Genomic DNA, 23,076 nt, shown 5'->3' with positions numbered 1-23,076 from the left:
TCCACCTGCCTGAAGTCAGTCAGATGTGACCACTTAAGAACAACAATAAACACATGAAAATAGATTTAAATACCGTAAAAAAAATGGCCCACCTTGCAAGGTTGGAATTCAATGAAGAAGGTGCGGAAAAAATGAAGCAGGACATGACCCAAATATTGGATTGGGTCGAGCAGCTGAATGAAGTGGACACTGAAGGCGTTAACCCAATCACCACCATGTCTTCCGAAGTAAATGTATTGAGAGAAGATGTGGTCGGTGAGCACCTATCACGGGAGCGAGGTCTTCAAAATGCCCCTCAAAAGGATTCGGATTATTTCAGGGTTCCAAAGGTTTTGGAATAATGGCTTCAAAAAAGTCAATTGTATTCCAAAATTTATTTTTGAAAGGCCTTCCTATCCTGGTTTTATTGATTGGAGGGCTTTACGTGTTATTCAGTTTCTTCCTTTGGGAAAGAGCAATCATGCCAATTCTTCCGGGTATTTTTTCAGAATCTATTGCCGTACCCATCAGTTTTGTTCAGTTGGCGACTGAACTGATTCCCATCGAAATGGAGAATTTTTTGTTGTTCCAGACCTTTGAATCATTACCGCCTACTTATTTTCCCAATGTCACACTGCTATACGGAGCGGTGATTTGGCTACTTTTCAATATTGGGCTGAGTCTCATAAGTACGTTGAAAAAAATGTATTTTATCGGAGCAACAGCTTTGGTGATTTTTTTATTGGCCTTTAGTGGTATCAACGGTTTGAACATTGGAGGAATTTCCAGCAATTATGCATTGATTTCCATCTTGTTTGGCGTTTTATTACCAATGGTTTTGATTTCCTTCTTTGCAGGTCATTGGGCAACCCTACCCAGATTTTTGGTGATTTTCATTTCAGGAACAACCACCCTGTATATTCTAGGTACTTTCTCAGGTATTTCCTCCCCTTGGATTTGGCTATCTGAAAATGCTGCTTTTCCTGCTGCAATCATTTCCACTTTGTTTTTACTGCATATTGGTCATGTGATGATTTCCGGCTCATCTTTATTCTTGATCAAACTCAATAAAGGGACCGGGCTGAAGATTTCATTTCACTTGATTTTGATCTTCATCATCTACTTTCTTTTAATCCTCTTCACATTATTGGACATCATGGGAGAGGTGAATCTGCCCTTCCCAACCCTTCCACCTGTATTACTGATGCTGATTTGTGGATTGATCGGAATATTCATCGTAAGGCTGAAAATTGCGCAAACAGATCAGGCATTTGATGCACCCATAATTGGTGAAGCATTTTACTGGACAGGTTTTGCAATCACCGTTTGGACTTGGGGCAGGGCTATTTTTATTGAAAATGAACCACTCTATGAGTTTCTTAACCATATTTTCCTATACAGTCAACTTTCCCTTTCACTCCTGTTCTTCATTTACCTGATGGCTAATTTTTCCCAAATATTAAACAGCGGAAAAGATGTTGAAAGGATCTTATTCAAACCCCAATATTTTGCCTATTTCCACATGCGCATAGGTTCCATCATGGGTTTGGTCATTTTGACTGTTTATGCAGATGGAATTATTGGAAGCCAATTGGCCAGCACCAGCACCAATATCAATGCGGATTATTACGGCCAAACAGACAGACCGTTGGAAGCAGCCATATTATATGAAAACTCATGGTTGCAATACAGGAGAAATGATAAGGCCAAAAATGCGGCAGCACATATCCGGTTCATCCTGAGACAATCCCAACAGGGCATGGATCATCTTTTGGAAAGTTTCAACTATGCCCCCAATATCCCTAGTATTTTATTACTCAGCGCTAAAGCGCACCAACAGGAAAAAATCTTCGATGCACTTTTCTACCTGGAAAAAGGATTGGAATACTATCCGGGGAATCCTTACCTCATCAACAACCTCGCTTTACTTTATTCCAAAATCAACAGACCCATTGATGCCATTTCCAAATTGGAAGAAATACCCAAAGAAAACAAGGTAGCTCAAGCCAATAAGTTAGGGCTGCAGATTAAACATAGCATCAAAACGGACGGACCCAGTGAAATCCTCGATGATCGGATCTTCAAAATCAACTATTTGGCCGGAGCAAATAAAAAAGGGGATTTTGCAAATTTCATTTTGGATACAGATCAAATACCGGACGAATTTTCATTAAAGACAGCTCTATTTCGGAATCAATGGAGCAACAAAATTGAAACTTCATTGGAAGCGGACTTGAATTTAATGGATAGTTTGGTTTCTCGGCAACAACCTGGATTCGAAGAAAGAATCTTTCGTGAAACCAGAATACTCAGGACACTACAACCCTCATACATCAATGAGACGCTGAAGTATATCAATGGAACTGCGATGGTCCATCCCAACTATGGGGCTTATTACCATGAAATGGCAGCTAAAATACTCGCCGGCCAACTTGATTTTGAAAAAGCTGCAATAGATATTTTGGTGGCTGCAGAGAATGGCTTTGAAAATTATAAGCCTTTTCATTTGGCAATTTTATTTTTCGGAAATAAAGTTAATGAGGCCAAAGCAATAGAAAACAAATATGAAGTTTCATTTCCATCTTGGATGATATTTGAAGAAAATGGTCTTTTGGAAAAAAATGATGCCTCAGATTTTTTTGAAAAAATAAGCCGTCTTCATCAATCATTACCTGAGGATTTTCTGGCGGACCTCGACTCATTGGACCAAAACATATTCAAAGAAGAGTTTGCTTATCATATTATGGTTCATAAACTCCATTGGCTAAAAAAACCTGAATTTGAGAAGGTGAAAAAGATCCTTACAAGCGGAGCCAATTCCGTCCTCAAAAATGAAGATCTTGACTCTTGGTATAATTTTATTCATTCAGATACTGAAAATCTACCTTCTGAAAAAGTGGTGCAACTTTTCCAACTTGAGGAAGGCCTGGACAGAAATGCTTATTGGACTCCTTTGATTTGGAAAAAAGTCCAAAAAGAAACCGATGAACTAAGCAAATACGAGCTTTTACAAGAGGCCATACAGTTCAATAAAGATCCATTTCTATGGATTCAATATGTAAAACAAAGTCGTAAAATTGGGTTGGATAGCTATGGAAGTACAGCCATGGCAGAAATGCGTGGATGGCTAAGTGCAGAACAAATTGAAAAGCTTCAAATGGACAACTTCTAAAAAGATGATGCGTAAAGTGACCTAGAAGTTTTTTGAAACAAACATTTAAGTTAAATTGTCATTTAAAACATTTACCGATGACTAAGATCATAGAAACCACAGAAATCAGCAAAAAATACCAAATGGGTGCAGAGATCGTCCAAGCATTAAAATCTATATCCATCAATGTCAACAAGGGGGAATACGTAGCCTTTATGGGGCCTTCAGGTTCAGGTAAGTCCACCTTGATGAACATTATCGGCTGCTTGGACTCCCCTACTTCTGGTAGCTATGTATTAAATGGCAAAGATGTGAGTGACATGTCTGAAAATGAATTGGCTGAAATCAGAAACAAAGAGATCGGATTTGTTTTCCAGACATTCAATTTGTTACCTAGAGCAACTTGCCTTGACAATGTGGCTTTACCCTTAATCTACGCCGGCTTTAAAAAATCAGACCGTGAAGAACAAGCATTTCAGGCATTGAGCAATGTAGGATTGGCAGACAGGGTACATCATAGACCCAATGAACTTTCAGGTGGTCAAAGACAAAGGGTAGCAATCGCTAGGGCATTGGTCAATAATCCAAGTATCATCTTGGCTGATGAACCGACCGGAAATCTTGATTCCAAGACCTCATACAGTATAATGGAACTATTCCATGAATTACATCAAAAAGGCAACACCATTATCATGGTCACCCATGAAGATGACATAGCACATTATGCACATAGGATTGTGAGGCTAAGGGATGGTCTTGTGGAAACAGATACACTCAACCCCAATCCTACTCGAGGTGAGTCCATGTTGCTGGCGAAGTAGAAATCATTATTTTTTTGCAAATAGATTACTATTTTTGTTGAAACATTGCTGCAATTATATTTTAAAATCGGGAGAGAATTCATGAAAATTTATACCAAAACCGGTGATACCGGTACCACCTCTTTGTTGGGAGGGAGGCGTGTTCTCAAATCAAATTCACGGATTGATGCCTATGGCACAGTAGATGAGCTGAATAGTTTTATCGGATTACTCAAAGATCAGGATATTAATCAAAAAAGAAGTGATTTATTAAAAGAGGTACAGGACCGACTTTTTACGATTGGAGCAACGCTAGCTACTGAACCTGGTAATGAAAATGTGAAAAGACCTGATCTTCACGAAGAAGATCTTGAGCTTTTAGAAAAAGAAATTGATCTCATGGAGCAAGAACTTCCCGTGCTGAGAAATTTTATTTTGCCAGGAGGGCATCAGGTGGTTTCATTTTGTCATTTGGCACGAACAGTATGCAGGAGAACCGAAAGATGTGTGATTGCCCTCATGGAAACCGAATCGGTAGACGAAATCATTGTTAAATATTTAAATAGGCTTTCTGATTATCTTTTTGTTTTAGGAAGATTGATTGCCAAAGAGTTGGACGTAGAGGAAGTAACTTGGAAGCCCAGATCAAAATAACATGAAAACAACCTTACAAATTGACATAACTAAAACCTCCAAATCAAAAATAGACGATATTGATTTTGAGAATTTGGTATTTGGTAAAACCATAAGTGACCACATGTTTGTGGCGGATTTTTTCAATGGAGAATGGACTGATTTTAGGATCGAACCCTATGCCCCCTTGGCACTTAATCCTGCCAATGCAACGCTACATTACGGTCAGTCTGTTTTTGAGGGTATGAAGGCCTACAAAAACGAAAATGATGAAATTCTCTTGTTCCGTGCAGATGCCAACCAAAAAAGACTGAATGAATCTGCCAAAAGGATGTGTATTCCCGAAGTTCCGGAAGAATTATTCATGGAAGGTTTGATGCAACTATTGGATATTGACCGAAAATGGATACCCAATAAGCCCGGATCTTCTTTATATATCCGTCCTTTTATTTTTGCTACAGACGATTACCTTGGTATTAGACCTTCTGAGCGTTATAAATTTATGATTTTCACCTGTCCGGTGGGTCATTATTATGCTAAGCCAGTGACAGTCAAGGTAGAACAAAAATACACCCGTGCTGCTGAAGGCGGTACCGGTGCAGCCAAAGCTGCCGGGAATTATGCAGGTTCTCTATATCCTGCACTCCTGGCTCAAAAGGAAGGATATGATCAATTAATCTGGACAGACAGCAAAACCCATCAAAACATCGAAGAAAGTGGCACGATGAACTTGATGTTTATGATCAACAATGTATTGATAACAGCCCCGACACACACAGGCACTATTTTAAAAGGTATCACACGGGACTCTGTGCTTACCTTAGCTAAAGAAATGGGATATGTGGTTGAAGAAAGGTTTTTAACGGTTGAGGAATTGGAAACAGCATTGCAAACTGGGAGTATTCAGGAAGCATTTGGTACAGGTACTGCCGCCACTATAGCCCATATTGCCAAGATTTATGTAAATGGGGTTGAATTTGAATTACCTCAAAAACCTGTTGATTCATTCTCCCTTCAAGTGCTGAGAACTTTGGACAATATAAAATATGGTAAAGTAAATGATAACCATAATTGGATTATCAAGTTATAAATCAGAACTACTCTAGGAGCACTCCCAAGAGCAATCCACTGGTAGAAATTTGAAATGATGCAAAAGACCAACCCTCATGGTTGGTCTTTTTCCATAAAAAAACATAATATGAATCTCAAATAGGATTCATATTGATTCAGTAGCTTTTGACAATCCACAATTTAATTTGTCCACGTCGAAATTTCAGTCATCTCACCTCCGACTTCTACCGATTCATAGAAAAATGAGGTACTTGACATATGCTTGTCATTCACAAGACCCATTCTAATTATGAAGCAAAAGTCCTATTTAAATTCAAGACACTTAGTTCTAAGTTTTTTGTTTTTGGTCTTGCTCTCTACTGATGGTTTTGGCCAAAAATTTATCTTATTACAAAAAGGATCCAATCAAAAAACAAGATTGAAATTTGAAATTGGCCACGAATTCACGTACAAAACTACTACTTATGACTTTTACATTACAGACATTATTGTAGATATCAGAAACGACATCATTGTATTGTCTGAAAATATATTGCAGCCAAAAGACATTACAGCGGTATATATCAAAAACAAAGACCCCAGAAATGCCACCTTGAAAAATCTTTCCTTTTTGGGCATGGGTGCGGGTTTGATATTTTTCACAGGTGGAATCATCAATAGCCTCTATCATTATGGAGACCTTTCACAGACGAGCAACAGTTTTGGATTATCAGCAGGCTTATTCGGTGCAGGATTTTTATTTTCCAAACTTCAATACAAGGAATTTAAGCATGAGGGAAAGAATAAAATACAACTGGTAATACTTTACGGAGATTGAAAAGAAAATAGGTTTAAAGTATATTTTTCACGACTTTTGCACCTCAAATTAACTAAATAAATTATGACATCAGACCAGTTGAAAGACTTGAGAGCCCGTGTTTCGGCTTTGAGGAGGTATCTTTGACTACGATAAGAAAATAGCCGAAATAGAAGATTTGGAGGCAGTTTCTGCGCAACCTGACTTTTGGAATGATCCAGAAGAAGCGGAGAAAAGCATGAAGCATATCCAATTGAAAAAAAGCTGGACCAACGCATACGAAAAAGTTGAAACCTCACTTCAAGACCTTGAAGTTCTTTTTGATTTTTATGCTGAGGATGAAGTTTCTGAAGAAGAAATGAAAGCCGATTACAATAAGACTTTGAAAGCCTTAGAAGAACTTGAGCTTAAAAAAATGCTCAGCAATGAGGAAGATCAATTGAGTGCCATGCTCGAAATCAATCCAGGTGCAGGAGGTACGGAAAGCAATGATTGGGCTTCCATTCTAATGCGTATGTATATCATGTGGGGAGAGAAGAATGGGTACAAAGTCCGTGAAGTTGACCTGCAGGAAGGAGAAGTCGCTGGAATCAAATCCGTGACTTTGGAATTTGATGGACCTTTGGCATATGGCTTTTTGAAGTCAGAAATTGGTGTCCATAGATTGGTTAGGATTTCTCCCTTTGATAGTAATGGTAGAAGACATACCTCATTTGCCTCAGTATATGCCTATCCGGTGGTAGATGACACCATTGAGATCGAGATCAATCCCGGTGACGTTGAATTACATACATCCAGATCAGGAGGCGCCGGAGGTCAAAATGTAAACAAAGTTGAAACCAAGGTACAACTTACCCATAAACCTTCAGGAATCGTGGTGGTATGTCAAATTGAAAGATCTCAATTGGCTAACCGTGAAAAGGCCATGCAGATGTTGAAATCAAGACTCTATCAGTTGGAGATGGAAAAGAGAAATGCCGAAAGGGCAAAAATCGAATCCGGAAAGATGAAGATAGATTTTGGTTCCCAAATCCGTAATTATGTCCTGCATCCTTATAAATTGGTCAAGGATGCTCGAACCGGATATGAAACCTCAGATACGCAAAGTGTATTGGACGGTGAATTAAATGAATTCATCAAAGCTTTTCTTCTTGCGCAAAGTGAAGAAGAAGTCAATAAGGATGAATAATCCCAAAATTAACCTTTCAAAGCTGATCTGCTTTGAAAGGTTAATTTTATAAAAACCATATTATGCGAATCCTTCCACCCTTTTTTACGCTGGATTTTTTCTTGCTCTGTACCAGCTCATTTTTGTTTTTTGCAAGTTTCAACATGATTATCCCAGAACTCCCCTCCTACTTAAGTTCACTCGGTGGGGAAGACTACAAAGGTTTGATTATTGCGCTATTCACCTTGTCGGCAGGATTATCAAGACCTTTCAGTGGAAAACTTGCAGATAAGATAGGGAGAATCCCTGTAATGATATTTGGGGCCTTGGTTTGTTTGTTGGTGAGTCTATTGTATCCTGTGATTACAGGGGTAGCTGGTTTTTTATTATTGAGGTTTGTCCACGGATTTTCGACAGGTTTTACCCCGACAGGTATCTCAGCCTATGTTGCCGATATTGTTCCATTCAACAGAAGAGGGGAAGCTATGGGCTTACAATCATTATTTGGTTCTTTGGGAATGGCCGCAGGACCTGCATTGGGTGGATATATCAGTATTATTTGGGGCATAAATCTATTATTCTATATTTCCGCTTTCACAGCAGTTTTATCTATTCTTGTTTTGATCAGACTAAAAGAGACCGTCAAGGACAAAGAAACGTTTCATCCCAGATTATTGAAATTGCACCGTTATGAAATTATTGAGAAAAGAGTACTAAACCCTTCTTTGGTACTTTTTTTAACTGTGTTTTCTTTTGGGGTAATCTTGACGATCATCCCTGATTTTTCCACTCACTTGGGAATAGAAAATAAAGGTTTATTCTTTGCTGTTTTTACCCTTTCCTCATTGGGTATCAGAATCATTGCAGGGCGTACTTCGGATAAATATGGTAGAATTCCTGTCATGAAGGCGGCCACCTTATCGATGGCCTTATCAATGATCATCATTGCTTTTGCAGAGAGTAAAGGTGTCTTTCTGTTGGGAGGGGTAGTGTTCGGCTGCTCTGTAGGTATGAATTCTCCAACCATTTCAGCTTGGACTATTGACCTTTCTTTGGATGCGTTCAGGGGCAGGGCTTTAGCTACCATGTACATTGCCTTGGAGGCAGGAATAGGGATTGGAGCTTTGGTGTCAGGATTTGTTTTTGCCAATAATGCCAACAATTTTACTTTGGTTTTTTCCCTCGGTGCTGTAACTTCTATTTTGGCTTTTCTCTTCCTTTTGACAATTCCAAAAAATAAAGAAATCCCAGTTTTAAAGATTTAATTTATTAAAATTCAATTTTTTAATGATATTATATAAAATATAAAAATACATGTGGTTTTAGTATAAAAATTTGTCATTCAAGTTAATAATTATTTTTTTAATCAAAAATTTACGAAAAAATTATGTTTTATTTTGAGTTATTCATTTACTTTTAAATCCATTTAATTGTAGACTCTAATGCTAGCTTGGAATAGTAGATTGACTGTAATCTATTTTTTGGTTGTGTCTCTTTCGGTGATATCCATTGTTTGGGGATATTCAAATGCTTATATTCTCAATATATTCATTGTTCCGGTATTGATTTTCGGGCTTATTGGAAAATTCAAAAAAAGTTTTCATCCATTAATTCCTCTGATGCTTATAGCTACACTTTTTGCTTTCTTGGGAGATATCTTATTCTCTATTCCTGTTGAAAAATCGCTCTTTAATACCATTGGTATCTGTACGTTTATAGCAGCACAGTCTTGCTACGGGTTATTATTTTATTATTCTGCAACCATCAAAAAACATACCTCTCAGCCACCCCTTTCTAGAAGGTGGCCAGAAGTATTGGCATTTTTTTTAGTTTTAATTTCATCTATAACTGTTCTTCCATTGACAGGAGAATTTATAATCGCCAGTTTGATTTACGCTATGATCGGGTCAGTAACCCTAATATTGGCCATGAACAGAAGATTCTTCGTACCCAAAGCCAGCCACATAAGGGTCATGATCGGTGTATCTTGTTTTTACATCAGTGACATCATCACAGGCTTTGATATGTATGGAGAAAACAAGTTCCTTATTGCCCTCATTACTCTTCTCTATTCTCTTGGGCATTTTATGATCATCAAAGGCATACTGATCCAGGTAGATGAAATACCCGCAGAGAAGGAATTTGAGAAATATTATTCTTCCTTAACCAATAAATGAGTTAATTTTTCAAATAGGAGCTTTTCCTTGGAATAGTAAGATACTCAAGCTGTCTACCATTAAGATAGGTAACTTTTTGACCATCATAATAGGCCCCTTCCTCTAGCATGATTCTTACATCTTTGTTCCACTCTTTTACAAATACAACTGCATTCAACTCAATGGCATAAACTGTATTGGGATATAAGGGATAGTCACCTGCACCTTTGGTATCTCCTTGGTTATCCCACATTCCGATAGTTGGTCCTGAGGCATGTCCGTGGGTTCCCAGCGGGTGTGAATAAATGCTCCCCTTAATCCCTTCTGAATCCATGATTTTTCTTGTTTCCCGCAAAATTTGATTACCGGTTCTTCCGGTTACAAATTGGGATGTTAGAATATCCTGAAGCCTGTTTCCTACTTTCATCGCATCCTTAAGGTATTGGGGCACATCATCTTCACCGGGTTTGAGTACATATGCCAATTGCTGCGTATCCGTATTCAACCTCAAATAGGTAATTCCAAAATCCATATGCAGAATATCACCGGGCATGATCACTTCAGAATCTGCTTTGACGGCAAATGACCTCAAATGTTCCTGCGAACTTGGGTCAGGTCTTTGGAGATCGACAGAGGGGTGAAACCAAGTATCAAGCTTCAATTCCTTAATTCTTTCCCTATACCACCATACCACATCATCAGTAGTGGTCACTCCAGGAGTGATTACATTTTCTGACAAACCTTCCGCAATGATTTGATTTGCTATACTTTGAATATGCCGGTATGAAGCCATTTCGGAAGGAGTTCTGGTCTCCAACCATCCCACTGCCAAGCTTTGTGCAGAAGTAACCTTAGCGTGATAATTTTCAGGCAGGTATTCTAAGAAGGTATTGTATTCGGTAACATTTAAACCGTCAGCGTGCCCATAATCCTTTGCGATATTTAGACCTATTTTCTTTGGGTTTTTTTCAACAATCAAATCTGCCAATCTTTTCCACTGATCAGGTTGGGTTTCGGGATCCCAAGCTTTTTTGAATGATTTCCCAACGTCATATCTTGCAACAGCCAAAGTTTCCACCGATTGACTGTTTGGCGCTTTATAAATGACTAACATGGTTCTTCTTCTTGCCGCATGCCATGTGGCGGGCAAAAAGGTTCTAATTACCGGATCTTCATTGTATTCCCTTGAAATAATGACCCACATGTCAATATCGGCCCTGTCCATCAGAGAAGGTAATATTGTATTTATCCTTTCTTCCAGCCATTGATCAATCACTTTGGCTTGCTCCTTTTGGGACAAAACATGGAGGCCTTGAGAAAAGGAAACTTGGGAAAATAAAAAGAGAATGGCAGCTAAGGCAAATATTTTTTTCATGTTTTTTTGATTTAATGATCGGAAAATAGAAAGAATCCCTATAAATAAAAAACCAAACTATACTGATGGGATTTTTGAATTCTTTTCACGCAAAAGCCTTGAACTTAATCTATGGAATCGGAATAAAAGCAGAATACCTGTAACGGTCAAACCGATGAGTAAACCATACCAAATCCCCACTTCCTGCATTCCCATAACGAATCCAAAAACATATCCCAAAGGCAAACCAATTACCCAATATGCTATCAAAGTGACAATTGTCGGGACCCTTACATCCGCCATACCCCTCAAAGCTCCAAGTCCTACCACTTGTATCCCATCGGATAATTGAAATAAACCTGCAATGATGAGTAGGGTTGCACTCATTTTGATTACTTCGATATCGTCAATATAAAGTGAAGGTAAAAACTCTCTGAAAACTATAAAAATTATTGCAGAGATACTCATGAACAATGCTACCATCACAAAAACAGTGAAACCGGCCTCCCTGAGAGATTTAATATCATTTCTACCCAATTGGTTTCCCACTCTGACCATTGCCGCTATGGAAAGCCCTGAGGCCATCATATAACTTACTGATGCAAGATTGATGGCTATCTGATGGGCTGCGAGGGCATTGACACTGATCCATCCCATCATAATTGCGGCAGCACTGAAGGCACCCACTTCAAAAATAAACTGAAAACCTGTGGGTACACCGATTTTCAGCATTCTTGCAATCATCGGAAAACTCAATTTTTTTATACCCAAGCCCAATGAAAATGGTTTATACCTTTTGGAATTCCAAACATAATAAACGATAATGGCTCCCATCAAAATCCTCGAAATCAGCGTTGCCCAACCTGCACCATTCAGTCCCATTGCGGGGAATCCCATATTTCCATATATAAAAACCCAATTTAGAAAAACGTTTATTCCATTGCAGAATAGCGTGATATACATGGCCTGCTTGGTTTGGGAAAGCCCTTCTGCCAGCTGCTTGAATGTTTGGAAAAACATAAAGGGCAGCAATGAAAAAGTTATGATTGCAAGGTAAGGTATGGCTTGGACCACCACTTCCTCAGGTTGATTTAAATGTTTCAATAAGGGGGAAGCCAAAACGATCACAAGAAACAAGATTGTACCCGTTGCCATATTGATGACAAACCCGTGGTTGAACAGTCTCGAAATTTTCCCAGCGTTGCGCTTTCCATCTTCCATAGCCACCAAAGGTGTGATTGCCATAGAAACCCCTATACCAAACATCAACGCCACATAGAATATACTATTTGCCAGCGAAGCTGCCGCCAAAGGTTCTGCTCCCAACCTGCCCACCATCATACTGTCAGCAACACCTACCAATACTTGCCCCAATTGACTGAGCATTACAGGCACTGCCAATGAGGTGGTTTTCGAGAAATTATCTTTAAACTCAGCAATTGTCATTACCTACCCTATCCAGAATGATCAAATATTCTTCAGTTTGGCTACTTTTAATAAGCCTGCAATAGAGATTGCATCAGTAATCTCACCATCTAGTACTTTTTGGACGGCCTCTTGAAGCGGGAGTTTTATCACATGTAATTGCTCTGTTTCTTCAAATTCAGTTTCTCCTTCAATCAGACCCTCCGCCAGAAAAACAAATCCCTCTTCATCTGTCACTGAATTGGATGTATGAATCCTGAGGATATTGGTCCACTTTTCGGCTACAAGGCCTGCCTCTTCCTTTAATTCCCGCTTTGCAGATTCCAAAATATCAATTTCCAGTGGGCCTCCTCCCATGGGGATTTCCCAAGAAAACTCATCCAATGTGTATCTGTATTGTCCTATTAACCAAGTATTGCCTTCATCATCAATCGGGATTATTCCCAATGCTCTATTTTTAAAAATCACTTTGCCATATATCCCATCTTTTCCAGAAGGAATCACTACCTGATGCTCCTCGAGTTTGATCCAAGGGTTGTCATATATCACCTTAATTGATTTGGTTTTCCAAGGGTTTTCCATAGTTGGACATAAAAAAAGGGTGACTTTTGGCCACCCTTCTGAATTTAAATTTTTAATTTATGCAGGGATCGGCAGTATTTTGCTATCCTTAAATGTAGAAAGAATCACCATAGATTGCATTGAATCCACTTCTTTAATTTCACTCACCTTTTCAAGCATCAACTTTTGATAAGCAGTGATGTCTTTAGCAATTATCTTAAGGATAAAGTCACCTGTACCTGTAATGTGGTGGCATTCAATAACTTCCTGTATATCGTTGATTTCTTTCATAAAAGCATCGATATTCCCTTTGTTATGACCAATTAGGCTTACCAGTACAAAAGTGCTCACTCCAAGACCGATTTTTTCAGGGTCTAATTTAGCATGGTAGCTTTTAATGATTCCGGATTGCTCCAACTTCTTAACACGTTCCAATGTAGGGGCAGGAGAAAGTCCAATATCCTTTGAAAGTTGGGCGTTGGTGATTTTGGCGTTTCCTTGTAGGATCTCTAGGATCTTGCGGTCTATTTTATCGAATTTCACTTTAATGCTATTATCCATGATTGAAGAATTTTCAAAATATTATGTTGTGCAAAGTTAATATAATTTGATATTGTTTTAAAACAATTACCCACAAAAAACGCGGCTGAATTCAAAATATTGTTATCTGATTGACTACTTTTCAGAATTTTAACATTGAATTATTTTTATCTTATTGAATTTTTTCAAATTATCTCCTGATTTTAACCCTTTGAAACGAGAAATTTTAATTAAAGTTTATTCTTTTTGATATAATCTCTAGCTTCGACATGAGCAGGGTGTTTTCTTTTGGCATATTTTTTTACTTCTTTAAAATATTCCTTGGCTTGGGCTTTATTATTCTCCTCATTGGCCATCTTGCCCAAAGCTATCAATGAAAATAAATAATATCCGCTTTCCTGACTTTCGGATTCAACACCATAGGACAAGGTTTTAAGATAATATTTTTTCGCTTCTTGTTTTTCATTAATCCTATCATAAAATTGGGCTATGTAAAAAGCTGCATACCTCCCTGAATTGGATTCGTACCCTGTCCAATTTTCGTCGATTCTTCTCAATATTTCCTCGGACTGTTCCTTTGACTCCGTAATTCTTCCTACTGTATACAAATGTCTGGCATAAGAGCGATGGAAATATGGATTGTTTGGAAATTTGGAATGTAGGTAATCAGTTATAGCCAGTGCTTTATAGGGTTGCTTTTCATCCGAAGCATATAATCTAAATAAAAAATACTGTGCTTCTATCCTGGCATAAAAAGCATTTTGGGCTACATCTTCCAATTGCTTTAAACCTAAATCCTTATCTCCTTTTGGAAATAGGGCTACGACAGGTTTTAAGATTGGGTAATTCTCAGGAATCCAGACAGAAAAGTAATTGAATAATGCATCCCCCAACAAAAGCTCCGGATTAAGTTCCTCTTCACCTCTGCTCAAATTGAGATATTTGAGCGCATTTTTCCCCGCAAATGTGGCTCTGGTCCAACTCTTTCTTTCACTGAGAAGCCTCCCTTGAAATCCATAAGCACCTGCTAAAAAAAACGCAGCTTCTTTATTTTCGGGATCATCATCAAGCATCTCTTTTGCTTTGTCAATCACTACATCCATCTGACTGATGAATAGATCATCCATCCTTTTGTTTTCTATATCCGGAGCTATTTTCCACCATGTACTTAGCCCTATCAAAAAATAAGGCAAAGGATGCTCGGGATATTGATAAAGAAGCACCTTGAAACCACGTTCAGCCGTTGCAAAATCAAAATTATAGAGGGCATTTATATTCTCAGTAATTCTGAACTGAAGGCTCTTATCCAGCAAGAGATAGGTAGGTTCTTCAAATCCGATTTTCTCCAAGGGATTTTCCTGAGCTTGTGCCACTGTAATGGTACTAACCAATAAAAAACCAAATAATATTAGTAATGTCCGCATTCTTATTCTAAATTTTCTTCAAAATTATATCCAATTCCAAACAATCGTTTAGATTTGGCAATATTTATTTTATTGTATGACGATTCCATCAAATTCAATCTCTCAACGTATACAGGATGCAATAGATTTCGACAAGAGGCTGTTTTTTCTGATTCTTGTAATTTTATTTTTGTTGATCCGCTATGTGACCAACGACCTCATACTTCAAAGCATTCCCGGGTATGAACAATTAGAAACTGAAGGTAGCTTTACCATCTTCCACATCTTTAACGCATTAAATTATTTATGGACGCCTTTTGCTTTACTCTGGAAATTCACTGTGATAGCCTTTGTGATTTGGACCGGTGGCTTTGCTTTTGGATATAAAACTTCTTTTGTTAAACTATGGCAATTTATCCTTGTGGCAGAAGTGATTTTTGTTTTTCCTGAGTTGATCAAATTATTATATTTTATCCAACCATCTGATTCTAACACCTATATGGAAGTCAAAAACTTCTATCCACTTTCCTTATTCAATTTGGTTGATCAAGACTCGATTGCTGCAAAATATATCTATCCACTTCAAACTATCAACCTATTTGAATTACTTTATATTTATATTCTGATTCTAGGCTTTCATACCATCAGTAGAAGAAGTATATCTGAATCAACAATAGTAGTTCTTTTTAGTTATGTCTTCTGTCTTTTATTATGGCTAGGATTCTACATTATGGTCTACAAATCCTGATTTGCAAAACGATCCCTTTAAGTTTTATTAACCAATGGCTTTTCCCAAAAACCTCAAAAGTTGGTTAACTTTGTCGGAATCGAAGAGATTTTCAGATTAATTAAAAAATATACCTATGAATCCATTATTGGAAAAATTCAATACCCCATTTGACACCCCTCCTTTTCACCTCATTAAAAATGAGCATTTTCTTCCTGCTATACAAGATGCAATAATATCTGCAAAAAATGATATCGAAGCAATCAAAAGCGAACCGCTTCCAAGTTTTGAAAACACCATTGCAGCATTGGATCGAGCAGGAGACAGACTAAACGTAGTATCAGCTATTTTTTTTAACCTAAACTCAGCAGAAACGAATGATGAAATACAGGTTTTGGCCAGGGAAATTTCCCCCTTACTAACTGCCCATAGCAACGATGTATTGCTTGATGAGGAATTATTTGATCGTATCAAACTAATTTATACCCAAAAAGATCAATTGAAATTAGATGAAGAACAAGAAACCTTATTGGAGAAAACCCATAAGGCATTTGTTAGAAATGGCGCACAATTAGATCAAACCAAAAAAAATAGGCTGAGGGAAATCGATAAAGAACTCTCCCAAATTGGACTAAAGTTCGGCGAAAATGTACTTGCAGAAACCAATCAATATGAATTGATCATTGAAAATGAAGCCGACCTATCCGGACTGCCCGACGCTGTCATTGAAGCTGCTGTACAAACAGCTGAAGAAAAGGGGAAGGTAGGAAAATGGGTGTTTACCTTGGCTTACCCCAGCTACATCCCCTTTATGATGTACGCAGATAGCCGGGCTTTGAGAAGAGAGATTTTCATTGCATACAATACCAAATGCAGTAAAGGGGATCAATTGGACAATCAGCAACATATCAAGGATATGATCAGATTGAAAACAGAAAGGGCTGCTTTACTGGGCTACAAGAATTTTTCTGATTTTGTATTGGAAGAAAGAATGGCCAAAAGTGGACCCGAAGTGATTGATTTTTTATCCAACCTTTTACAAAAATCAAAACCCAAAGCCCAAAAAGAAGTAGAGGAGTTAGCACAATTTGCCAAAGATTTGGATAATTTGGATCAGCTTGAAAGATGGGATTTTAGCTATTATTCAGAAAAACTCAAAAAACAAAAGTATGAAGTAGATGACGAATTGCTACGTCCTTTTTTCAAACTTGAAAATGTTATTGAGGGCGTTTTTACCACAGCTGAGAAACTGTATGGGTTGAAATTTGTCATCAACAAAGACATCCCTGTTTATCACCCTGAAGTGAACGCCTATGAGGTCAGGGACAGAAAAGGAAATCATATTTCGGTTTTCTATGCAGACTTTTTCCCACGCGCGGGCAAAAGAAATGGAGCATGGATGACAAGTTTTCGTGGTCAAAAAGTCATAGATGGCAAAGATAAAAGACCTCATGTTTCTATTGTTTGCAACTTTACCAAACCTACCAAGACCAAACCCTCATTATTGACTTTTAATGAGGTGACCACTCTTTTTCATGAATTCGGACACGCCCTTCATGGTATGTTGGCAAAGGGCACCTATGAGTCCTTATCGGGTACCAGTGTTTATTGGGATTTTGTGGAGTTACCTTCTCAGATATTTGAAAATTGGTGTTACGAAAAAGAGTGTTTGGATCTATTTGCCAAACATTACGAATCGGGTGAACCGATTTCGGAGGACTTGATCAAGAAAATAAAAAACGCTTCAAATTTTCATCAAGGCTACCAAACCGTAAGACAGATCAGTTTGGGGATGCTTGACATGGCTTATCACAGCACAGAACCATCCCTGATACAGGATATTTCAATATTTGAAAAGGAAGTGATGGAAGCAACCAATCTTTTACCTGAAGTATCAGGCACTTTGATGAGTACTTCCTTTTCACACATTTTCCAAGGAGGATATGCGGCAGGGTATTACAGCTACAAATGGGCCGAGGTCTTAGACGCAGATGCATTTGAATTGTTTTTGGAGAAAGGAATTTTTGATCAAGAAACAGCAACTTCATTTATGGAAAATATCCTTTCCGCGGGTGGTAGGGTTCACCCATCAATCCTGTACAGAAGATTCCGGGGGAGGGAACCAAAACCAGAGGCACTGTTAAAAAGAGCTGGGCTAATTTAGATAAAATGCTCATTAAAATTACTCTCGCATTTTAATAGTGTGATTAATTGAGCACCGATAATCTTATTTGGAATAAAGATCAAGGGTAATAAAAAAGGATGGCTTTTCAACCATCCTTTTTTAGATTTGGATCAAAAGATCAATTTTTCACATTATAATCAAGGGGTACTTGTTTGTCACCAACAAGTGCTTCATACTTCACATCTCCCATGCGTTCATTAAATTCCTTGGTTGCTTCTTTGATCAATAGAGGATTTAAAATGAGATCTTTACCTGTAAGCGCCATTGTTTTAGCAGCTAACATCATCCCTTTGAATCCAATACTCATACCATCAGCAGCTACTGCCTGCCAGGTATGGGCAGCAGTTCCAGGAACCCAAGTTGCGGTTCCCAATCCTACTGTAGGAACGACATAACTTACATCACCCACATCTGTGGAAGCCGGGAAGAAATTGACCCGGTAGGGTTCTATATTTTTGGCTGATTCTATGGGAGGGATGTTTTTAGAATTAAAAGTTTTTTGAATTTCCCTTGCAAACTCAATTTCTTCTTGATTGTACTCCAATCCACCCAATAAGGAAAGATTTTTATGCATTACTTTTGCCAAAGTCTCATTGGGTAATAGACCATACAACCCTGAGGCGAGTTCAATATCAACCTTTGTACCTGTACCCATTGCAGCCCCTTCAGCAGCCTTTCCTATTCTGTCCCACATATCTTTAAGTTCTGTAATGTCAGGATGTCTGATCATATATTGTACTTCCGCAAAGTCAGGTACTACGTTTGGCGCCAAACCACCACTTGAAATAATATAATGGATTCTGCTTTCCTGATCCACATGTTCACGCATCATGTTGACCATCATATTCATGGCTTCCACTGCATCAAGTGCAGACCTTCCCCTTTGTGGGGAGGCTGCTGCATGTGCAGTTTCTCCATGAAATTTAAACCTTCCTCCGATTACAGCATTGCAACTAGAGGCATTTGCCGCATTTCTATCAGAAGGATGCCAATTGATAACAGCATCTACACCATTGAATATGCCATCACGTGCCATGTAAACCTTGCCTCCACCACTTTCTTCTGCAGGCGTACCAAATATTTTGATGGTAGCTTGGATATTGTTTGCGTCAATCCATTCCTTGAGGGCTACGCCTGATGCCACGACCGCTGTTCCAAACAAGTTATGTCCGCAACCATGACCACTTCCACCTTCTACTATCACTGATCTGTAGGGAACTGCATCCTGTGACAATCCAGGCAAAGCATCATATTCCGCCAAAAAACCAATTACAGGGCCTCCTTTGTCATAAGTAGCAACAAAAGCTGTTGGCATGCCTGCCACTCCTGTTTCTACATTAAAACCCGAAGCTTTTAATTCCTCTATCAGGACTTGGGAACTGGTAAATTCCAAAAACCCCAATTCGGGATTTTCCCATATCTCGCGGGCAGCTTTGGAAAACCTTTCGGTATTGGCATCTAAATTTTTTGTGATAAATGCATCATGGGAAGTTTCCTGCCCCCATACCTGAAGGCAGAACATGACACCAAAAAGTCCTAGTAATAATTGTTTCATTGGATTAAAATTTAAGATTGAAAGTTTTAATTAAAATGTATTTCTAAAAATAAGCTTTGGAAGTTTAAAATAAAACAGAAAATATCTTCTTTGACCAATTAAATAAAAAAAGGACATGTCAAGACATATCCCTTTTTAAACTCCTTAATCCATTTGAAAAGCAATTGCTGTTTAAGGAACAGCTTAATCCTTTGATTTCTTGTCAGATCACAATGAGGACCCCAACAAGAATCAACCATACTACGGATGTTACCGCTAGCAGTATCCGAAATTGTTTGTCCTCGTTCATGGCTTTTTTTTAACGAATATACTAAGTTTTTTGTATTTTGTCAAATATCTGAAAATAATTTGAAAAAAATAATCTTTGGAAAAACATTATTATCCATGAAGTTCATGATAATGTTTCTGATTCTTCGACATATTCAAGGCTGTCCATTCTATTTTCTTATTAAATGGCACTTTTCTCACAGGGCAATCCTTGATTTGGCAATAATGGCAGCACTTTTCGGGAATACATGGATCCGAATGAACAAATACTTCCATATCTCCCTTCCAATCATCCTCTAATACTTTCTCAAGCTGCTCTACTTCTTCATGTACCTGTTTTAAGTCATAATAATAAGGCAATGTCAGATGAAGGTCAATATGCCTGTCCCCCCCATATTGCTGAACCCGCATATTATGAATATCAATCCATACATTTTTCCTGTTTTGATTAATGACATTAACCGTTGATTCTACTGCTTTCGGATCAGCTTCATCCATAAGCCCTCCAACAGACCTTCTGACTAAGCCATACCCGGAATACATGATATAAAAAGAAAACAAAATGGCAATCAACGAATCCAAAAACATATATCCGGTCAGGTAAATAATCAAAACGCCTAAAACCAAAAGAAAACTTGTCAAGGTATCTGTTATCAAGTGCTTTCCACTTGCCTCGAGTGTCAGACTGTTTAGTTCTTTTCCTTTTCTCTGTAAAAAAAATCCAAGAACCCCATTTACCGAACCTGCGAATGTCACTAATAAGACACCCTCAATCAATTTTTCCAATTCACTAGGGAAAAACAAATTATAGATAGATTGATAAAAAATAAAAACCCCTGCTAGAATAATCAGGGTACCTTCAACTCCCGCACTGAAAAACTCAATTTTACCATGCCCATATGGGTGATTATCATCTCTTGGTCTTGAGCTCAGGTATATGCTATAGGTAGCAAAACCGGCAGCTACCACATTTACAATACTTTCCAGCGCATCTGTAAGAATTGCCATCGAATTTGTAATATAAAAAGAATAGAATTTCACTATCAGTAACCCTACACTGACAATAAATGAAACCCTAATCCAATTCGATTTTTCTCTTTCCACTATTTTATTTTTAATCTCTCAAAAATAGAACTAATTTTATTAAACCTCTTTTGTCATTAAATTAAAGGACTAAATTTATTTGAAATGAAATCTCCAAAAAGCTTATTTCACACAAAGCATATCCCCTACTCAATCCAGATTAACCAACAATAAACGAAAGCTATCTTTATTTAAATTTCAATTTTTAAAGGAACATGGAATCAAATAATTTACAACTACCCGCCTACCTCAAAGCGCTTTTTGTTCTACTCCTTATCATAATCATCATCTTTATTCTAATTATTGGCAGAAGTATATTTGTCCCTTTATTCCTTGCCGGTTTGATTTCAATATTATTGACTCCAATTGGCAATTGGATGGAGAGGAAGAGAATTTCAAGAATCCTAAGTACAACAATTGCACTTTTTTCTGGCATAATCATAATCCTTGGCATATTTACGTTTGTGGTCTTACAGGTCGCAAGTTTTAGTCAAGACCTTGGGAATGTAGGAGAAACCCTCAACAACTACCTTGAACAAATAGATAGTTTCATGATTGAAAACCTTAAAATTGAAACTGGTATTGGGCAAGGGATTGACCAGAGTTACCTGATAAATCTTTTACAATCCAATAGCTCTAGCCTGGCCGAATTCCTTCTTGGCACGTTAGGTTCTCTAGCAAGTGTAGTACTTTTACCCGTCTTTATTTTCTTTTTTCTTCTTTACAGAGACCACCTGACAGTATTTATTGCATCCCTATTTCAGAACCATGAAAACGAAAAAATAAAACTGGAAATAAGGATTTTGAGAAAGGTTGTTCAGAGTTATATAATCGGAATCATAAAGGTAATGGCCATATTAGCCATAATGAATACAATTGTCTTGTTTAGTCTTGGAATAAAACACGCCATTTTCTTTGCTGTCTTTGCTGCATTACTGAATATTATTCCATATTTGGGGCCATTTTTAGGAGCTGTTCTACCTACGATTTTTGCCTTTCTTACCAAAGACAGTCTTTTTTATCCCATAGGCGTAGTGATTTCCTTTCAGATCATTCAAATGATAGAAAGTAATTTTCTGACCCCAAAGATTGTTGGGAGCAATGTAAATCTTAATGCCTTTGTTACTTTTGTGGGACTGTTGATTGGTGCTTCCATATGGGGAGTGATCGGAATGATCTTGATAATACCCACTTTAGCAGTATTAAGAAAAATATTTGAACTCAGTGAATCCACTTTGCCGTTTGCTTTGTTGTTAGGTGAAGAAAAACCCAATGTTGAAAAAGAAACTGATCCCACATAACTGGATAATTATTCTGATATGGAACATCTTGTTGATTTCCTGCGATAGTCCGGATACCAAAAAAGAAAGGTATTTGCTGAAAGGCAATGAAAAATTAAAAGAAAACGACACCAAGTCTGCCATTGACTTCTATGGGGAAGCGCTTAAAATAGATCCTGATTTCAGGGATGCGCTATTCAATCGTGGTTTGGTCATGTATCAACTCAATAGACTTGAAAATGCCATTTCAGACTTCTCTTCCATATTAAGAACCAATCCCGTCGATACGCTTGCTCTTTTTCAGCGAGGAGTGACATACATGGACAATGGCGAGTTTTATAAAGCTTTGGAGGATAGCAAGACCTTGATTAGAAATAATCCTGAAAGTTGGAGAAGTCATTTTTTAGAAGGATTGGTCTTGGAGCAAATCAAAAATTATCAGGAATCCTTGACTTCTTTTGAGAAAGCGCTAGAGCTGTTTCCTGACAACCCCGAAGTATTGGTAAATCAGGCAACGATTTTCTACTATCTCAAAGATTTTGAAAAAGCTGAAGTTGGACTTAAAAAAGCCGAAAAATTAGATCCAACTGAAGCCAATATCTTTAATTTGAGATCAATGATTGCATTTGACCGAGGAGAATTAGATATAGCCTTGACAATGATCAACAAAGCTATCGCTCTGAATTCAAATCAAGCTTATTTTTACAACAATAGAGGTCTGTATCTAATATTTGAAAATGAACTTGAAAAAGGACTTGAAGACATCAATTACAGTCTAAAACAAAATCCTAAAAATCTTTTTGCATTTAGAAATAAAGGGATTTATCATTATTTCAAAAATGAAAAAGAGCTTGCTTTAAGGTATTTGACAGAGGTATTTGAAAAGGACCCTGATATGGAATTGGTAAAGGATTACCTGGAAAAAACAAATAACCTTTAAAT

20 protein-coding genes are annotated in these 23,076 nt (G+C 37.8%); 13 read left to right on the top strand and 7 right to left on the bottom strand.

The features are described from left to right. Positions 1–53 precede the first annotated feature (53 nt). The 9 genes from gatC (at position 54) to HMJ38_RS07750 (ending at position 9,775) form a co-directional block, all read left to right on the top strand. Positions 54–341 (top strand): Asp-tRNA(Asn)/Glu-tRNA(Gln) amidotransferase subunit GatC, encoded by a 288-nt coding sequence (gene gatC, locus HMJ38_RS07790; RefSeq protein WP_194973811.1) that lies wholly within the window; start codon positions 54–56, stop codon positions 339–341. Between the two features lie 38 nt (positions 342–379). Then, positions 380–3,151 carry a tetratricopeptide repeat protein gene (locus tag HMJ38_RS07785; RefSeq protein WP_228779944.1) on the top strand — a complete coding sequence of 924 codons (2,772 nt, stop codon included), beginning with the start codon at positions 380–382 and terminating at the stop codon, positions 3,149–3,151. Positions 3,152–3,228: 77 nt separating this feature from the next. Further along, on the top strand, positions 3,229–3,951 hold the full coding sequence (locus tag HMJ38_RS07780) for an ABC transporter ATP-binding protein (RefSeq protein ID WP_228779943.1): 723 nt from the start codon (positions 3,229–3,231) through the stop codon (positions 3,949–3,951). An 81-nt stretch (positions 3,952–4,032) separates the two neighbouring features. Further along, on the top strand, positions 4,033–4,584 hold the full coding sequence (locus HMJ38_RS07775; RefSeq protein WP_194973809.1) for a cob(I)yrinic acid a,c-diamide adenosyltransferase: 552 nt from the start codon (positions 4,033–4,035) through the stop codon (positions 4,582–4,584). 1 nt (position 4,585) lies between these two features. After that, complete coding sequence (locus tag HMJ38_RS07770) at positions 4,586–5,653, top strand: branched-chain amino acid aminotransferase (RefSeq protein ID WP_194973808.1); 1,068 nt, start codon at positions 4,586–4,588, stop codon at positions 5,651–5,653. Between the two features lie 399 nt (positions 5,654–6,052). Continuing rightward, positions 6,053–6,451 carry a hypothetical protein gene (locus tag HMJ38_RS07765; protein WP_228779942.1) on the top strand — a complete coding sequence of 133 codons (399 nt, stop codon included), beginning with the start codon at positions 6,053–6,055 and terminating at the stop codon, positions 6,449–6,451. A 63-nt stretch (positions 6,452–6,514) separates the two neighbouring features. Beyond that, a protein-coding gene (gene prfB / locus HMJ38_RS07760; RefSeq protein ID WP_194973806.1) for a peptide chain release factor 2 occupies positions 6,515–7,619 on the top strand; the annotation gives its coding sequence in 2 pieces (ribosomal slippage) (positions 6,515–6,574 and positions 6,576–7,619; 1,104 coding nt in all). Positions 7,620–7,681: 62 nt separating this feature from the next. Then, a complete protein-coding gene (locus tag HMJ38_RS07755) occupies positions 7,682–8,863 on the top strand; it encodes an MFS transporter (RefSeq protein WP_194973805.1) in 1,182 nt (393 codons plus the stop codon). Between the two features lie 177 nt (positions 8,864–9,040). Continuing rightward, positions 9,041–9,775 (top strand): lysoplasmalogenase family protein, encoded by a 735-nt coding sequence (locus HMJ38_RS07750; protein ID WP_194973804.1) that lies wholly within the window; start codon positions 9,041–9,043, stop codon positions 9,773–9,775. Between the two features lies 1 nt (position 9,776). Here HMJ38_RS07750 and HMJ38_RS07745 read toward each other — a convergent pair whose 3' ends face one another. The 5 genes from HMJ38_RS07745 to HMJ38_RS07725 all read right to left on the bottom strand — a co-directional run bounded on the left by HMJ38_RS07745 (position 9,777) and on the right by HMJ38_RS07725 (position 15,058). After that, positions 9,777–11,129: a M24 family metallopeptidase gene (locus HMJ38_RS07745; RefSeq protein ID WP_194973803.1), complete on the bottom strand. Its 1,353-nt coding sequence runs from the start codon at positions 11,127–11,129 to the stop codon at positions 9,777–9,779. 57 nt (positions 11,130–11,186) lie between these two features. After that, positions 11,187–12,554 (bottom strand): MATE family efflux transporter, encoded by a 1,368-nt coding sequence (locus HMJ38_RS07740; RefSeq protein WP_194973802.1) that lies wholly within the window; start codon positions 12,552–12,554, stop codon positions 11,187–11,189. 21 nt (positions 12,555–12,575) lie between these two features. Further along, positions 12,576–13,115 carry an NUDIX domain-containing protein gene (locus HMJ38_RS07735; protein ID WP_194973801.1) on the bottom strand — a complete coding sequence of 180 codons (540 nt, stop codon included), beginning with the start codon at positions 13,113–13,115 and terminating at the stop codon, positions 12,576–12,578. Positions 13,116–13,172: 57 nt separating this feature from the next. Beyond that, a complete protein-coding gene (locus tag HMJ38_RS07730; protein WP_194973800.1) occupies positions 13,173–13,655 on the bottom strand; it encodes an Lrp/AsnC family transcriptional regulator in 483 nt (160 codons plus the stop codon). Positions 13,656–13,864: 209 nt separating this feature from the next. Further along, complete coding sequence (locus HMJ38_RS07725; RefSeq protein ID WP_194973799.1) at positions 13,865–15,058, bottom strand: tetratricopeptide repeat protein; 1,194 nt, start codon at positions 15,056–15,058, stop codon at positions 13,865–13,867. Between the two features lie 76 nt (positions 15,059–15,134). Between HMJ38_RS07725 and HMJ38_RS07720 the strand changes: the two genes are divergently transcribed. Both HMJ38_RS07720 and HMJ38_RS07715 read left to right on the top strand, forming a co-directional pair. Continuing rightward, entirely contained in the window at positions 15,135–15,785 is a 651-nt protein-coding gene (locus tag HMJ38_RS07720; RefSeq protein WP_194973798.1) for a sulfate ABC transporter permease, read from the top strand. A 115-nt stretch (positions 15,786–15,900) separates the two neighbouring features. Beyond that, on the top strand, positions 15,901–17,928 hold the full coding sequence (locus HMJ38_RS07715; RefSeq protein ID WP_194973797.1) for a M3 family metallopeptidase: 2,028 nt from the start codon (positions 15,901–15,903) through the stop codon (positions 17,926–17,928). A gap of 139 nt (positions 17,929–18,067) precedes the next feature. Here the strand turns inward: HMJ38_RS07715 and HMJ38_RS07710 are convergent, their stop codons facing one another. Further along, positions 18,068–19,504 carry an amidohydrolase gene (locus HMJ38_RS07710; protein WP_194973796.1) on the bottom strand — a complete coding sequence of 479 codons (1,437 nt, stop codon included), beginning with the start codon at positions 19,502–19,504 and terminating at the stop codon, positions 18,068–18,070. Between the two features lie 378 nt (positions 19,505–19,882). Then, positions 19,883–20,875, bottom strand: coding sequence for a cation diffusion facilitator family transporter (locus HMJ38_RS07705; protein WP_194973795.1), 993 nt, complete (start codon positions 20,873–20,875; stop codon positions 19,883–19,885). A gap of 194 nt (positions 20,876–21,069) precedes the next feature. On the opposite strand from HMJ38_RS07705, the gene HMJ38_RS07700 reads away from it, so the two are divergent. Both HMJ38_RS07700 and HMJ38_RS07695 read left to right on the top strand, forming a co-directional pair. After that, the gene (locus HMJ38_RS07700; RefSeq protein WP_194973794.1) at positions 21,070–22,155 is read left to right on the top strand and encodes an AI-2E family transporter; all 1,086 of its coding nucleotides are present in this window, start codon (positions 21,070–21,072) and stop codon (positions 22,153–22,155) included. Continuing rightward, positions 22,127–23,074, top strand: coding sequence for a tetratricopeptide repeat protein (locus tag HMJ38_RS07695; RefSeq protein WP_194973793.1), 948 nt, complete (start codon positions 22,127–22,129; stop codon positions 23,072–23,074). The genes HMJ38_RS07700 and HMJ38_RS07695 overlap by 29 nt, the downstream gene beginning before the upstream one ends. The last annotated feature ends 2 nt before the right edge of the window (positions 23,075–23,076 follow it).

It is taken from the genome of Aquiflexum lacus (genome assembly GCF_015476655.1).
Lineage (GTDB): Bacteria > Bacteroidota > Bacteroidia > Cytophagales > Cyclobacteriaceae > Aquiflexum > Aquiflexum lacus.
This window is presented reverse-complemented; position numbering and strand designations above follow the sequence as displayed.